The organism is Sphingobacterium sp. KH_072, assembly GCF_057837975.1.
In genome coordinates this window covers 2,191,737-2,206,767 of sequence record NZ_CM174457.1, presented here as the reverse complement: position 1 = coordinate 2,206,767, position 15,031 = coordinate 2,191,737, and the positions used below count along the sequence as shown (strand labels likewise).

General features: G+C 38.6%; 12 protein-coding genes and 1 pseudogene. 11 read left to right on the top strand and 2 right to left on the bottom strand.

All coding sequences use genetic code 11. The annotated features are described in order from the left end of the window. The first annotated feature begins 442 nt into the window (after positions 1 to 442). The 6 genes and pseudogenes from AC3IRT_RS10205 (at position 443) to AC3IRT_RS10180 (ending at position 7,107) form a co-directional block, all read left to right on the top strand. Positions 443 to 721: a transposase gene (locus tag AC3IRT_RS10205; protein WP_489393125.1), complete on the top strand. Its 279-nt coding sequence runs from the start codon at positions 443 to 445 to the stop codon at positions 719 to 721. Next, positions 718 to 1,569: an IS3 family transposase gene (locus AC3IRT_RS10200; protein WP_489393126.1), complete on the top strand. Its 852-nt coding sequence runs from the start codon at positions 718 to 720 to the stop codon at positions 1,567 to 1,569. The genes AC3IRT_RS10205 and AC3IRT_RS10200 overlap by 4 nt, the downstream gene beginning before the upstream one ends. Positions 1,570 to 2,156: 587 nt before the next feature. Continuing rightward, on the top strand, positions 2,157 to 3,053 hold the full coding sequence (locus tag AC3IRT_RS10195; protein WP_489396125.1) for an SDR family oxidoreductase: 897 nt from the start codon (positions 2,157 to 2,159) through the stop codon (positions 3,051 to 3,053). Positions 3,054 to 3,568: 515 nt separating this feature from the next. Beyond that, positions 3,569 to 4,225: pseudogene (locus tag AC3IRT_RS10190) on the top strand (hemolysin family protein). A 34-nt stretch (positions 4,226 to 4,259) separates the two neighbouring features. Beyond that, entirely contained in the window at positions 4,260 to 4,523 is a 264-nt protein-coding gene (locus AC3IRT_RS10185; RefSeq protein WP_489393146.1) for a CBS domain-containing protein, read from the top strand. A 601-nt stretch (positions 4,524 to 5,124) separates the two neighbouring features. Next, positions 5,125 to 7,107 carry an ATP-binding protein gene (locus AC3IRT_RS10180; protein WP_489393145.1) on the top strand — a complete coding sequence of 661 codons (1,983 nt, stop codon included), beginning with the start codon at positions 5,125 to 5,127 and terminating at the stop codon, positions 7,105 to 7,107. A 61-nt stretch (positions 7,108 to 7,168) separates the two neighbouring features. Here the strand turns inward: AC3IRT_RS10180 and AC3IRT_RS10175 are convergent, their stop codons facing one another. After that, on the bottom strand, positions 7,169 to 7,762 hold the full coding sequence (locus AC3IRT_RS10175; protein WP_489393144.1) for a hypothetical protein: 594 nt from the start codon (positions 7,760 to 7,762) through the stop codon (positions 7,169 to 7,171). 324 nt (positions 7,763 to 8,086) lie between these two features. Between AC3IRT_RS10175 and AC3IRT_RS10170 the strand changes: the two genes are divergently transcribed. Both AC3IRT_RS10170 and AC3IRT_RS10165 read left to right on the top strand, forming a co-directional pair. After that, a complete protein-coding gene (locus AC3IRT_RS10170) occupies positions 8,087 to 9,328 on the top strand; it encodes a ferredoxin reductase family protein (RefSeq protein ID WP_489393143.1) in 1,242 nt (413 codons plus the stop codon). Between the two features lie 759 nt (positions 9,329 to 10,087). Continuing rightward, positions 10,088 to 11,566 (top strand): Fic family protein, encoded by a 1,479-nt coding sequence (locus AC3IRT_RS10165; protein ID WP_489393142.1) that lies wholly within the window; start codon positions 10,088 to 10,090, stop codon positions 11,564 to 11,566. Between the two features lie 375 nt (positions 11,567 to 11,941). On the opposite strand, the gene AC3IRT_RS10160 is transcribed toward AC3IRT_RS10165, so the two are convergent. Further along, a complete protein-coding gene (locus AC3IRT_RS10160) occupies positions 11,942 to 12,550 on the bottom strand; it encodes a TolC family protein (protein WP_489396124.1) in 609 nt (202 codons plus the stop codon). Positions 12,551 to 12,838: 288 nt separating this feature from the next. On the opposite strand from AC3IRT_RS10160, the gene tnpA reads away from it, so the two are divergent. The 3 genes from tnpA to tnpC all read left to right on the top strand — a co-directional run bounded on the left by tnpA (position 12,839) and on the right by tnpC (position 15,011). After that, positions 12,839 to 13,120, top strand: coding sequence for an IS66 family insertion sequence element accessory protein TnpA (gene tnpA, locus AC3IRT_RS10155; RefSeq protein WP_489393001.1), 282 nt, complete (start codon positions 12,839 to 12,841; stop codon positions 13,118 to 13,120). A 1-nt stretch (position 13,121) separates the two neighbouring features. Beyond that, positions 13,122 to 13,385 (top strand): IS66 family insertion sequence element accessory protein TnpB, encoded by a 264-nt coding sequence (gene tnpB, locus AC3IRT_RS10150; RefSeq protein ID WP_489393141.1) that lies wholly within the window; start codon positions 13,122 to 13,124, stop codon positions 13,383 to 13,385. A gap of 123 nt (positions 13,386 to 13,508) precedes the next feature. Further along, entirely contained in the window at positions 13,509 to 15,011 is a 1,503-nt protein-coding gene (gene tnpC / locus AC3IRT_RS10145) for an IS66 family transposase (RefSeq protein ID WP_489393140.1), read from the top strand. Positions 15,012 to 15,031: the final 20 nt, after the last annotated feature.

Below are 15,031 nucleotides of genomic sequence, written 5' to 3'. Positions count from 1 at the left end.
GGTGGGATTGGGGAAATGCTCAAAATTACCTCAATCCCCGTGGGGAGTGTGGTTTAATGGTAACTCTAAGCCCTATGTCCATCCTGCAGCGCAAACAACCAACGTTCATAAGCTGCTATGCTTGGGTTCGATATTTTTGTATAAATACCCTCTACAACTAAAATTTGTTATTTACAGTGTCAATTTAGAGCTACAGTTTAAAATATAGGCGTTTGAAATATTGTTATAAACGTTATTTGCTTAGGTGATACGGCAGTTATTGCATTATATTTAAAGATAGATTAACCTTTGTCTTTACTCTAAAGCCATCTAATTATGACTAATAAATGCCTCTCATTGCACACTTGTACAGGTGGACCTATACAATTATCCGTAGATGAAATACTATAATACTCCCCAAATATTGGACAGCTGATTAAATTCGATAATTTAACAGTTGAAAATGAAAAAAGAGCGTAGAAAATTCAGTCCGGTTTTCAAGACCAAAGTAGTCTTAGAAGCCCTTAAAGAAGTTAGTACCATGCAGGAACGTGCTTCCAAATACAGCCTTCATCCCACACAGATCACCGCTTGGAAACGGGAATTTCTGGAGAAAGCTGACACGGTGTTCGGTTCAGAGAAACCTACACAGAAAGAAGAGTCTAAAGAGAAAGAACTTTATTCCAAGATTGGTGAACTTCAGATCCAAGTTGATTTCTTAAAAAAGGTATTGGGGAAATGAGCATGATTGAAAGGCGCGGACTTGTTTCCCCAGGATATAAACCGCTAAGTATTGTGGGGCAGTGTAAGCTGCTGAATCTTCAGCGTAGCTTCTATTATTTCAAGCCTAAAGGTGAATCCTTGTTGAATCAGTCCATCATGAAGCTAATTGACCGCAAGTTTCTGGACTGTCCATTTTACGGTGTGGAACGGATGACTGCGTATCTCAACAAAGATCTAGGGTATCGTATAAATGCCAAGCGCGTACGGCGTTTATATCGGCTAATGAGCCTTCGGACCATTTACCCAAAGAAGAACCTAAGTAAAGCAAATGCAACACATTACAAATACCCGTACTTACTCAAAGGCTTAAAGATAGAGCGGCCAAGCCAAGTTTGGCAGGCCGACATCACTTATATTCCTATGTTTAGAGGCTTCATGTATATGTTCGCCATTATAGATGTGTATAGTCGAAAGATTGTGGGGTGGAGTATCTCTAATACCATGACGGTGGAATGGTGCAGGGATGTGCTGTTGGAAACAATAGCAGAGCACGGCACTCCTGAAGTATTCAATACCGATCAGGGTTCACAATTTACCAGTCCGATCTTTACCAAAGTCCTCAAGGATAATCGTGTGAGTATATCAATGGATGGAAAAGGAAGAGCGCTGGACAACGTGTTTATCGAAAGGTTCTGGAGGTCATTGAAGCAGGAATACATTTATTTGAACCCACCTAACGGTGGCATGGAGTTATTCCAAGGTGTGAAACGGTATGTCGAATTTTACAATACGGAAAGAAGACATCAGTCTATGGACCATTTTACCCCAAATCAGGTATTCTATCAAAATAATAAAAAAGTGTCGTAAATAAACTTAAGTTTGAACTATTGCTGTCCAGCAAAAAGGGAGTACTATACCTATTTGAATATAGAAATCGGTTATTTGGCAAACACTTCTACTAATCTTGATGTGATTAACGAGAACCACCAGAACTAATCATTAGAGATGTGCATTTCCTAAATGATTGTAGTTTGCAAGAAATACATAGATATAAATATAATCCTAGTACTTCTCATATACCCCTTATAATTTACTCTGCACGTCCCGGTTTTAAGACGTGGGCACAAGAAAGTCTGGCAGATGAAATTGTTGAAAATCCATTTGAATTGATAGATATGGAGAATCTTATTTTAGATTTACTCCAAGGCGCTTCCAAACCAGCTTAATAAGATAACTACAGTTTAAATCTCTTTGTGTGTTAATAAATAACTGCTTACGTAAATATCACATTTAGGCAGAACATATCAACACTTCTTTTTTACATAGATTATCTGTTTCAAACACTTCCGGATTTACATTGTTTTGTTCTATAAGAATCCCATACTTGATAAATAACAAATGCCATGGACATCTGTAATGGTATTTTCGGTTGCAAACAAAAAAAATTCAATAAGATGGAGAACAAAAAAAATAATACATCAGATCCCACTCAAAAATATCCCAAACCTCCCGTACCTAAGCAAGATCAACCTGTTCCAGGTGTGGAAGATAAACTAGATCCTAAAGCAGATCATGGGGAGGATACTTATAAGGGCAGTGGTAAGTTAAAAGGAAAGAAAGCAATTATCACGGGCGGGGATTCAGGTATAGGACGAGCAGTCGCCATTGCGTTTGCACGAGAAGGTGCAGATGTTTTAATTAGTTATTTGGATGACTTAGAAGATGAGGATGCAAATTTGACAGCAGAGTATGTTAAAAAAGAGGGGAGGAAAGCTATCCTAATCAAGGGTGACATCAAAGAGGAGTCTCACTGCAGTTATATAGTAGAAACTGCAGTTAAGGAGTTTGGTAAATTAGATATTTTGGTAAATAACGCGGCATTTCAAATGGCAAGAGAAAGTATTCAAGATATATCATCTGAAGAATGGGATAAAACCTTTCGTACCAATATCACAGCAATGTTTTATTTGTGTAAGGCCGCTGAACCTCATTTGAAACCTGGTAGCAGTATTATAAATACGACCTCCGTAAATGCATATTCTCCTAACGAATTGTTATTACCTTATGCAGCTACAAAGGGTGCTATACAAAATTTTACAGCTAATTTGAGTCAAATTCTGCTGGAAGATGGGAAAGGCATACGGGTGAACGCAGTAGCACCAGGACCTATATGGACACCGCTCATCCCATCAACAATTCCTGCTCACGAAGAGTTTGGTGAAAATACACCAATGGGACGTGCGGGTCAACCAGCTGAAGTAGCTCCAGCCTATGTATTTCTTGCTTCAGATGATGCTAGTTATATCGCGGGCGCCACTATACCCGTCGCTGGTGGAAGAATAACTCTTTAAAAAATAATCTCATCGCAAAATAATCAAAACAAATCAAGTGAAAAGGTCGAGCTAGCTATGCACGAGAAAAAAAGTAAGTTGAAGAGAGGAAGTGGCTAAAAGGGGATAGGTGATAAGAAGGCAATCGCTATATGGACTTGCTAAAGCGAAAGTAAATGAGAAAGTGGCTGAAAAATGGAGTTATTTATAATTGCGCACTTGTAATTACAAGAAATTCAGAATAGAGCTTATGAATGCCTAGCATATATTTGTCTTTGAGCAGAGTAATTGCTGTATACTAAGGTAAAAATATAAAAAGTGCGCACTAAGAGTACTGTTATGGAATGGATCTTAGTTATCTAGATGTTTCATAGGTGTTTTAGTGGATTTGTAAAGTTACAAACGCTGCAAAGAAGTTGTCGAAAACTGAAGGTAGGAGAAGAAATTTTACTCAGTTGTTTTTAGCACGTTATATAAGTAATCAACCATAATCAAGGGCTGCACTTAGCTACTTAATAAACGCATTATCAACAAAGATGGAATTTATAATTATTGCGGCACTTATTCTATTAAATGGCATATTTTCTATGAGTGAAATTGTGTTAGTTTCATCGCGCAAATTCAAACTGGAATCCAGAGTAAGAAATGGCGATAAAAATGCTGCCAAGGCTCTAGATTTGGCTAACAATCCCAACAGATTTCTTTCGACGGTTAAAATTGGTATTACTCTTATTGGGATACTTACTGGTATTTTAAGTGGTCAATCGCTAACTGCCGATTTAACGTTGTTTTTTCAAAATATTGATCTGTTATCATCGTATGCAGATTCTCTTGCCCTCGTTACTGTCGTTGTTATCATTACTTATCTGACGATTGTTTTCGGATAGCTTATACCCAAAAGACGATGGCTTAGTTCACCAGAAAAAATATCCTCCATAGTGGCTGGTCCTATGGTGCTTCTTTCCAAGGTTACTAAACCTCTTATTTGGTTATTAACGAAAACGAATGACTTTATTTTGCGGCTACTTGGCATAAGGGGCCAGCAAGACGGAATCGTTACTGAAGGGGAAATTAAAGCTTTAATACAGCAAAGTACGGAAGGCGGTGAAATACAAAAAATAGAGCAGAAAATAGTATCACGCGTTTTTGCTTTAGGTGATCGAAGAGTGGGGCGAACTAATGACACATCGTAATGATCTTATATAGATTGATCTTAATGATGATTTCTTGGCAATAAAAGCCAAAGTAGATATTCAACCTCACTCGATGTATCCTGTTTGCGATAAGATTATTGACAATGTTGTAGGACTTATTTCATTTAAAGAACTATTTCGTAAAGGTATATCTGCATCAGATTATATACTTCAGAATTCTTTAGTCAAGCCTGTTTACATATCTGAAAATATGCCTGCATATAGGGTTTTAGAAGAATTTAAGGCAAATAAGGTTCATAGTGCAATCGTTGTTGATGAGTATGGTTCTTTAAAATGAATAATTACGATGGACGATGTAATGGATGAACTTATCGTCGATAGTGCCGATCTCATGGATGAGTATCAACTAATACAACGCAATTCTAATTGGAAAGTTCCCTTATTTTGAACTACTAAAATATTTTGGTCACTCTGGCAAGATAGACACTGCTCCATTTTCTATGGTTGCTGGCCTATTCATTTCAATTACTAACTATATCCTCACTACAGGAGAGAAAGCACTATGGCAAGATTTTTAACTAGAAGTCTTGGACATGGATGGTCATAGGATTGATAAAATTATGGTTACAAAAATATATCTTGTTTTACTATCGTAGAATATTTTATTGCCGCATATAACCTTTTGCAAAGAATTCTGAGAAAATTACATCATGACTCTGTATCTATTGAAAGACATTACTTCAAAAAACATAATAGGCATATAACACCTTTATTGGAACTGATATGTGCAGCCCTCCAATAAATAAACTACAATAGAGATATGAGATAGAAGCGCTTTTCAGCACTAAAAGACACCTGTAAAGTGTTTCAATAGCTCTATCTATATTTGTACATTAGATAGAGCTATTGCTGAGCTGTTTATATATCTTTGGGTTGAAATGACTAACTTGAAACATCTCTCAACCGGGCAATTTAGCGCAGACCTTATTTTAAAGGCACTTTATGATTCTTCAGAGCCTACGGCTATATACTCGGAAGAGAATATGATCATTCGATTTGCGAACAAAGGGATGTTGGAACTTTGGGGAAAAGATGCGTCAATAATAAGCATGCCCTTATTGGACGCAATTCCTGAACTTGTCGGGCAGTCATTTTTTTCTCTTTTGCAAAATGTTTGGTATTCAGGAGAATCGTATTCTGTTAAGGATGCTCCAGCCGAACTCATTAAGAACGGAGTTAGAAAAATCGATTATTACGATTATACATACAAAGCCCTTTTGAACCAGGACGGTAAGACTTGGTGTATTTTAAATACGGCCCGTGAGGTCACTTCAGAAAAAGAATATCAGGAAATGATTTCCGTGAAAGAAAAAAGGGAAGAGGCACTGAATGATGAAATGGCTTTGACGCTCAAAGATTTGTATAGCACAAATGAAAGTCTGAGAAAATCGATGAGTTTACTTTCGGAGAGCCGCGAGCATGTTAGAACGATTATTGAGCAGGCACCCGTTGGAATCGCAATGCTACGTGGTAAAGACCATGTTATTGAAATAGCAAATAAGGCAATTTTAAAAATCTGGGGTCGCAGTGAAAGTGAGGTTTTAAACAGACCTCATAGAATTGCTAGACCTGAACTCCAAGGACAGAAGGTATTCGATTGGCTGGATCAAGTTATTATTACAGGGGAACGAAAAACTAATAATGAGTTTACCGTTAAATTATTTAATAATGGCTCCCTTAGAGATGCAATCGTCAATTCTATTTACCAGCCTATATTTTCGACTAACGGTGAGGTAACTGGAGTTTTGATAATACTTGATGAAATTACTGACCAAGTAACTGCACGGCGAAAAAATGAAAAAGATCAGCATATGCTTACCATGGCTATTCAGGCTGGTGAGCTTGCAACGTTTTACTATGAACCTGCAACCAATCTTTTCTCGGGAAATTTATTGTTGCACACATGGTTTGGCTTAGAACCCTTAGATCATATTGATCTATCCATGGCCTTGGCAGTAATCTTAGAAGAAGATAGGGCTCGCGTGACCGAGGCAATTATGTCTTCGCTTAGCAAGGATTCCGATGCCCACTATGCTATTGAATATCGTATTCAATTACCTCATGAATCGACACCCAGAATGGTTCAGGCTCGTGGAAAGGTATTATACGATTTGAATGGACAAGTCGCCAGCTTAAATGGCACCCTGCGTGATATAACAGAGCAAAAGAAAGATGAACAACGGAAAGATGATTTTATCGGAATGGTAAGTCACGAACTTAAGACACCCCTTACTTCCCTGAGCGCATATCTCCAATTAATGCAAAGGGACATTGCACTTTCTGCGGATCTTTCTATGCAAACGAAACTAGAAAGGTCACTACGTCAGGTACAATATATGAATACTCTGATTAATGGTTTTCTGAATATCTCCAGATTAGATTCTGGAAAAATGCTTCTCGATAAATCATACTTTTCTTTAAGCACATTGTTTTCTGAACTCGAAGTGGAGGTCACCAATGTAATTCATAGCCATTTGTTTGTATTTACATATCAAGAAAGTATTGAACTATTAGCAGATCGTGAAAAAATATCGCAAGTTATCTACAATCTAATCGGAAATGCCGTGAAATATTCTCCTGCAGGATCAACTATACACGTTAGTTACGATAAAGTAGATTCAAGGATTATTGAGATCAAAGTTAGTGATGAGGGAATGGGTATTTCTGAGCAGGATCAACAAAACATTTTTGAACGCTATTATAGAGTGAAAAGTAACAAAATGGGATCTATTGCAGGATTTGGGATCGGATTATATCTATGCAAGGAGATTTTAGAATTGCATAACGGCTCAATATCAGTTGAGAGTAATGGCGAGAAGGGCTCTAGTTTTAAAATTATTTTACCGCTTTTAAAATCTTAGTTCAAAGTAATTGATCTATTTATTTGGCAGGGTGGGAGAGTTAAATCATTTTGAAATTCATTTATTTTACATCCTTTACTATTCCAGCGACTAAAGCTTTCCATTGAGGATATGATCCACCTAACTTTACTCCTAAGCCGATCAAGGTATTTCGAATATTATCTGCTAAACCCTCCCTTTCATCATTTATCAATTCGTTTCTACCGGTATATTGGGCGGAAACTTCTCTATCCTTCTGTTCCAACACGATGGTGGATGTAGCTATATTTTGGAAAAAATGCGCTATATCTTTATCAGACTGTGTGGGATCGGTGGTTGGCCTAAGCATGATGGAAACTTTTTGACTTTCTGATGTGGCTTCTTCGGTAATTCGCTCAATACGAACCCAATCATAGCCATCGCTGCTGGGCAAACCTGGCCCTAGAATATCAATTTTAACTAAATCGCCCTCTTCAGCTGTTCGATTCAGATGTGCGCCATTGCTGTATGCCAATTCGAATACGGAAGACGGTAATACGGCCACTTCATTCCAGTTGTTTATATCTAAAAGACGTTCTTTAGCTTCTAAGAAGAATTGGTTTGCCTCTTCTTCAGTTGTAAGTGTGGCCGATGACGAACAATCCACTCGTTTACCTTTTTTGTGTTCTGGTATCATAATCCTTCCTTTGGTTACGTGTGATTCTATACCCGTGTGGTATTACACTTCTCTAAGACAGTTAGGATCCCTGAATGTTTATTAAAGTCAAAATTCGGGTATAATGACGGAGTTTATCAGATTGGGAAATGCATTAATCCCTACTAATTTTGGGCGTAAACACCGTTCAGGGAATGATAAAATCAGCATCTGGTAATAAAAATAGAAACACTATCCAGTATATCATGTTGTTAGGGTAGTACCGATCATCTAATCCCTATGCACTATACTTATCGAAACGGATTTCTCTGGCTTTTCATTTATACTCTTTTGTCACTAATGCCTATGTTGCTTGCCTTGGTGGGTGAAATTCCCGTCGTGCGGCAATTTTGGATAGAACTTGGTGTAGCATTTGGCTTTATAGGTTTGGGCATGATGGCGATGCAATTTATTTTTACTGGACGTTTTCAAAAGATTGCTTCGGTGTATAGCGGAGATAATGTAATGCAATTTCATAAGCAGATTGGCATCATCTCTTTTCTTTTCGTACTTGCTCATCCAATTACGTTACTCCTGGCAGATTTTTCGTACATATCTTATTTTGATCCACGAGTCAACTTTATGCGCGCGATTTCGCTAAGTATAGTAACCATCTCTTTATTAGCGATCATAAGCAGCAGCTTGTGGCGACAAGCGATGAATCTCAGCTATGAGAATTGGCGTTTAATTCACGGTTTTCTGGCTTTGGCCATTGTTTTTATAGGCTTGGTTCATGCTATTCAGGTATCCCATTATATGGATCCATTATGGAAAAAAATTATTTTGGCTATGATTATCTGTGCTTGTATGTACTTAGTGGTGCATACACGGATCATTCGGCCGTATCAGAATCGTAAATATCCCTATAAAATAGGGCAAGTAATTGAAGAACGAAATGAATGCTATACCATAGTACTTGAAGCCGCTAATAAAAAAATGAACTATATACCAGGTCAGTATTGTTGGGTTACGATCAATGATACTCCATTTGATTTGCAGCAACATCCATTTTCGTTATGTTCGAGCGCATTGGATTCCAAGATCCAACTAACGGCAAAAGTTTTAGGTGATTTCACAGCTACTTGGCAGGATTTGAAGCTAGGTGATACGGCTTATCTGGAAGGACCTTTCGGCGCTTTTACACCATCTTGCTCGGCTAATCTGTTTTTTATAATGGGCGGTATTGGTATTACACCGGCGATGAGTATGCTGCGTACGCTTCATGATCAGAAGGACGAACGAGAAATTGTTTTGATTTATGCTAATAGTGATTGGGAAAATATTACATTTCGGGAAGAACTGGATCACTTAAGTGATGTATTGAACCTCCGCCTTATTCACGTACTAGAAGAGCCAGAGCAGGATTGGAAAGGTGAAGAAGGATTCGTGTCGCAGGAATTATTGTCTCGATATATCCCGAAAGAGCATAGTAATTATATGTTTTTTATCTGTGGCCCGACTCCATTGATGGACATTACAGAAATTTCCTTGCATAATTTGGGGATAAATTGGAAACAGATTTATTCAGAACGTTTTGAAATGGTATAATATGAAAGATCATCTGAAAATACTTTACAAAGCCATACATCGATTGGCTGATGTATTGGGGATTATACTGCTGCTAGCAGCTTTGTTGTTTGCTGTACGTTAAAAAGCAGTAATGCTATGTGAAACGGCGATTCTTAAACATATTTACAATTGCTCTCGTGGGGCTGATTAAGCCTGCTTCGCGTTACTGCGAATAGCTATTTAAGGTAAATCAATATTGAACGAAATGCCTCATTAATATAGCGAGTATATTGCAGCAGTGAACGAGGCTCCGCAAGCAATTAAAACTTAGAAGTTACTATCGTAAATTAGCACAGGGGATTACCGCTTTAAAATTGAGAAAGTAGTTGCTGAAGCTCCAGAAAAACCTGCGGCAGGAGAGTTTATAGATGTGGACACAGCACTTATGTCTTTTGCGGAAGGTAAACTATATTGGGTTTTGAACGACAAATTTGATCCTGATTCTATTAAAGGAAGGTAGCCTTACCTGTTTTGGTAGCCTTACCTGTTTGGAAATAGATAATTTGGTATTTGTCGAACTTAATTAATCTAAAAAATTTACGATACGAGGGGGTTTTTAGCTTTAAAAATTTGCGAAAATGATAGTTATTAATGATTTTAATAGGAAATTTTTGCTAGATAATAAATTCAATTATTTTGATATAATCGGAAAAGTTTGCATATTTATTCATTATAGTTTTAAAAATTTGCATAAACAAATCTGTTGAGTACATTTAATCCTAAAAGTTTGTCAAGAACATGGACAAAGATATTCCACTCCATCTACAGGAAATCATATTTTCTTCCAGCGATCCCCGTGTAAGTAGGGCAATCAGTTTACTCGGTAAAGAGGGTAAGCTAAAAAAGATCGCACCCAAGATATATACTTCCAATCTTCAGGAAGATTCCGATGCCATCATCTATCGGAACAGGTTCAAGATCATCGGGCATCTATATCCGGGCATTGTGCTCAGCCATCGATCGGCACTGGAATTCAAACCTACTGATACTGGAAATATGTTTTTTACTTATTCCTATGATAGGAAGGTCAAACTTCCCGGGCTTACGCTGAATTTGATGCAAGGTCGCGGGCATTTATCCCAAGACTTGCTGTTGTCTGATGGGCTCTATGTTTCTGGGCAGGAACGTGCCTTATTGGAAAATTTACAAGAATCCCGTAAGATTGGGGCTGAATCCAAAACATGGACAATTCCCCAGATAGAAGAAAAGCTTGATCAGATTGTACGTGTTAAAGGTGAGCAGGGTCTTAATGAATTCCGAGACAGGGCGAGAGAGATAGGTGACCAACTGGATATGAGTAAAGAATTCGCTAAGCTAAACCGCATTATTAGCGCAATGCTGTCGACCAAAACATCCAACATCCTGAAATCCTCGGTAGCTATTGCCCGCGCTTTTGGACATCCATATGATCCGGCACGTTTGGAACTCTTCGAAAAACTCTTTGTAGAATTGCAGCAACGTGAATTTGCAAGCATCCCCGATGCCAACCAAGCACCATTGGCATTCCGAAACTTTGCCTTCTACGAAGCTTATTTCTCTAACTTTATTGAGGGTACACGTTTTGAGGTGGAAGAAGCCTTGCAAATCATTGATACTGGAAAACCGCTACCCGCTAGGGACGAAGATTCCCACGACGTACTTGGAACTTACCAAATTGTCAGTAATCGGGAGGAAATGAAGGTCGTTCCCAAAAATGCTGATGAGCTCGTGCATATCTTGCGTTATCGGCATAAGATAATGCTCGCTGCTAGATCAACAAAAAATCCAGGTGAGTTCAAGGATCGTAACAACCGCGCAGGTGACACAGAATTTGTAGACCAGACACTTGTTGCAGGAACGTTGGTTCAGGGATTTGATTTCTATAGGGTACTGAGGCATCCTTTTGCAAAAGCGGCCTTCATGATGTTCATGATCAGCGAAATACACCCTTTTTTCGATGGAAACGGTAGATTGGCAAGGGTCATGATGAATGCGGAACTGATTAGTCAGGGACAGACCAAGATTATTATTCCGACAGTTTTTCGGGAGGATTACCTTGGTGAGCTCCGACAATTGACACGTAGACAGGAGCCTGACACCTTCATTAGAATGTTGCAGAAAGCGCAGCTGTTTAGCGCAACAATCAAAGGAGAAGACATGCACCGCATGCATCAGATACTTGAACTAAACAATGCCTTCAAAGAGGGTGATGAATATATCTTACGTATTCAGACCTAGGAAATCACTGGAAATCCAATCAAGATAATTTCGGCCAGTATATTTACCATTAAAATCAAAAATTACAACTTAGGAGTGGGGGGAGTCATTGAGAGATTTACTGGGTAGATAATCCAATTGTATGAGAATACTCAAAGAGAGTTACAAATAGGTTACAGCGTAGAATTTTAGAATGTTATAAATTATCAAAAAAATTAACTCTGTAGGTGAGAAGCAGAGATTTAATACGATATTGAAGAGAACCGCTCTAAAGACTTAAAATCTTTTGGTTTTTGGTTCGATCCCAAATGGGTGTGCAAATCTAAATAGTCATTTTTCTACATTTGAAATGACTTTCTTTTGTGTCTCATGGTATTATCTAAATTTATATAATTTTTAACTGCTACTATTTAGCACCTTAATAATTTCATTGTAGTACATCACGTTGTATTTAGAAGTTATCACCATAAATTCACTTAAATTATGATCCAATAATGCTTTTGAAAAGTCTACAGGCGAAGCCAAGCCCAATTCATATCGTTCAGACAAAGCGTCAAGCGAGGTTTTTAGACTTTTAAGTTGCTTTTTAGAAACATTATATTCTTGAATTGATCGATGGTATTCTTGCAAAGACTTTTGGAAAATCTTCTCTTGTTCCATCTTGACCTTTTCTATCTCATTTTTTTGTATCAAAATATTAATATCAGCCTTCTTTTTTGCACTACGGACTTGAAAACCATCAAAAATAGGAACCGATAGCGATAGCCCAAAATTGAGTGATCTATTTTGATTCACTTGATTAAGAAATGGCATAAAGTTTCCCGTTTGAAAATCAACTCTTTCAGAAGAATAATTGGTTCCGTATCCTCCTGAAAAAGATATTGTTGGCATGTGCCTGTTCTTGGCAATTTTTTGCTCTAATTCAGCTTTTGTCAGGTTAATGTTTGCTATCGCAATCAGTGGGTTTTGTGCTAGGGATTCATTTGAGTTTGACGTGTCTGTAATATAAAGATTTTCTATGCTGTTTTCTGGAATTTCAAGCTCAATACTATCTGTATAGGAAATGTTAAGCAGCTGTTTTAGGTCAATTAACGAGTTGATGTAATTGTTTTCACTAGTTAATGCATTAAGCTCATTTGTAGCTACTTGGCTTTCAGCTAATGATACATCTACTAGTGTTTTTACGCCATTTCAAATTGTTCTCTTCGTAATTGCAATTGTTCCTTAGAAAAATCGTATCCGCCCGTCGAAGTACATATTTCCTAAGTTCTTGATAAATCAGACCTTTGGTTTATGAGCAAAGAAGAGAAAAGAGTTCAGATGTTTGCTATGATAGCAGACTGGCAGCAGAGCGGCAGGAGCAAGAAACGATACTGCGAGGAAAAAGGGATCAATGAGGCTACGTTTTATTACTGGTTTTCGCGCATTAAAGAAGACGATACGTCCAGCGGGCGTTTTATATCGATCGATAAGGCCGTCAAAAACAGTACTATTGAGGTTGTCTATCCCAATGGGGTGCGGATCAAGGTAGATACCGATCTTGGTTTACTTTCCCAGTTGATCCGCCTTTATTGATATGTTTTCATTGGGTTCCTCGCATCGGTTCTATCTCTACGATGGCCATTGCGATATGCGCAAGAGTTTTGACGGACTTTGTGGATTGATCAGTTCGGTGATTCAACGGCAAGCCACCAGTGGTGAAGTATTCGTCTTCCTAAACCGTAGCCGTACGCACATGAAGTTATTGCATTGGGAAAAGGGTGGCTTTGTATTGTATTACAAACGTTTGGAAAGTGGAACTTTTCTTGCTCCGTCCACAAAAAACAACGAGTTGTCCTGAGTGATCTGGTACTGATGGTTGAAGGCATACAGGTCGTAAAGAGTATTCAAAAAAGACGTTTTTATTTACCTTAAAAGTGGCTTTCATATAGGATAAAAGTCGCTTTTTTCGTATATTCACCATATGGAAACAGCGCTGGAAAACCTCTCAAAAGAAGACCTTCTCAAGGTCATTTCCAGTCGTGATGTAAAGATAGAGCACCTCATTCAGGAACGCGATCACTTAAAATATCAGGTTGAAATGCTAAAGCGTATGCAGTTCGGACAGAAGCGTGAGCGCTTTGAAGGCAATCCTGACCAGACTATGCTCCCTTTCAATGCGGAGCCTGCTGAAGTAGAGCAGCAACAGGAAGAAATCAAAGAAAAAATCGAGTATGTCCGTAAACGTCCTAACCATAAAGGACGTGCTAAATTGCCTGCACACCTTGCTGTGGAAGAGATTGAAATCCATCCCGAAGGTGATCTGTCCCAAATGGTCTGTATCGGAAAAGAAATTACTGAAGAATTGGAATGCGAGCCTGCTAAGTTCTACATCAAACGTTACATCCGTTATAAGTATGCCGCCAGAGATGGATCTGCTGTATCCATCGCCGAACTTCCTGAACGGGTAATCGATAAAGGAATACCGGGGCCAGGCCTGCTGTCGATGATCCTGACCGCTAAATATATGGATCACCTTCCTCTATATCGACAGAAGCAGATCTTTGCCAGGGAAAACATACAGATAGCCTGCTCAACCATCGAAGGATGGACCAGACAAGCGCTAGAAAAACTGGAACCACTGTATGAACAACTCGTCTTCGATACCAAAGCTCAAGGGTATCTGCAGGTAGATGAGACCCCAATAAAAGTACTGGACAGCGATAAAAAAGGCGCTACCCACCAAGGTTATTATTGGGCATACCATGCTCCATTGGAGGGAACCGTATTATTTGATTATAGCCCTACCCGCGGTGGTATTGCTGCTGTACCGATGCTTGGAAACTTCAAAGGTTATCTCCAGACGGACGGCTATGCAGTGTATGAAAAATACGGTAAAAAGAAACAGGTGACACACCTTGCTTGCTGGGCACATGCGCGCCGTGAGTTTGAGAAAGCACTGGATAATGACAAGCAAAGAGCTGAAAAGGCATTATTGATGATCCAAAAACTTTACGCTGTTGAAAGTCGGGTCAAAGAAGGTGAGCTTGATGCCAAACAGATCAAAGAAATCCGTCTGGCCGAATCACTGCCTGTTATCAACGAACTGGGAAAATGGATCTTTGAAGAGATAAAAAATACACTTCCTAAAAGTCAGATTGGTAAAGCAATGGCCTATGCATACGCCAGATGGGATGCGCTATCAGCATACTTGTATGATGGAAATCTGCATATAGATAATAATCTTGTCGAGAACGCTATTCGCCCGGTTGCACTGGGACGAAAAAATTACCTCTTCGCAGGAAGCCATGAAGCAGCACAGCGTGCGGCAATGATCTACTCGTTCTTTGCTATCTGCAAAAAACATCAGGTCAATCCATTTCAGTGGTTAAAACATACGCTGGAAAATATCATGTCCATAAACCATAAAAACTTAAAGCTTCTTTATCCTCAGAACTTCAAAAATCAGCTAACTTGTAGTTCGTAGGGCGGATACAAATTAAAGAT

What these genes read in the sequence shown, in the direction of transcription:
- tnpB (WP_489393141.1), top strand. Translation starts at nt 13,122, where the DNA reads ATGTTTTCATTGGGTTCCTCGCATCGGTTCTATCTCTACGATGGCCAT.
- tnpC (WP_489393140.1), top strand. Translation starts at nt 13,509, where the DNA reads ATGGAAACAGCGCTGGAAAACCTCTCAAAAGAAGACCTTCTCAAGGTC.
- AC3IRT_RS10180 (WP_489393145.1), top strand. Translation starts at nt 5,125, where the DNA reads ATGACTAACTTGAAACATCTCTCAACCGGGCAATTTAGCGCAGACCTT.
- AC3IRT_RS10200 (WP_489393126.1), top strand. Translation starts at nt 718, where the DNA reads ATGAGCATGATTGAAAGGCGCGGACTTGTTTCCCCAGGATATAAACCG.
- AC3IRT_RS10165 (WP_489393142.1), top strand. Translation starts at nt 10,088, where the DNA reads ATGGACAAAGATATTCCACTCCATCTACAGGAAATCATATTTTCTTCC.
- AC3IRT_RS10175 (WP_489393144.1), bottom strand. Translation starts at nt 7,762, where the DNA reads ATGATACCAGAACACAAAAAAGGTAAACGAGTGGATTGTTCGTCATCG.
- AC3IRT_RS10205 (WP_489393125.1), top strand. Translation starts at nt 443, where the DNA reads ATGAAAAAAGAGCGTAGAAAATTCAGTCCGGTTTTCAAGACCAAAGTA.
- AC3IRT_RS10195 (WP_489396125.1), top strand. Translation starts at nt 2,157, where the DNA reads ATGGAGAACAAAAAAAATAATACATCAGATCCCACTCAAAAATATCCC.
- AC3IRT_RS10170 (WP_489393143.1), top strand. Translation starts at nt 8,087, where the DNA reads ATGTTGCTTGCCTTGGTGGGTGAAATTCCCGTCGTGCGGCAATTTTGG.
- tnpA (WP_489393001.1), top strand. Translation starts at nt 12,839, where the DNA reads ATGAGCAAAGAAGAGAAAAGAGTTCAGATGTTTGCTATGATAGCAGAC.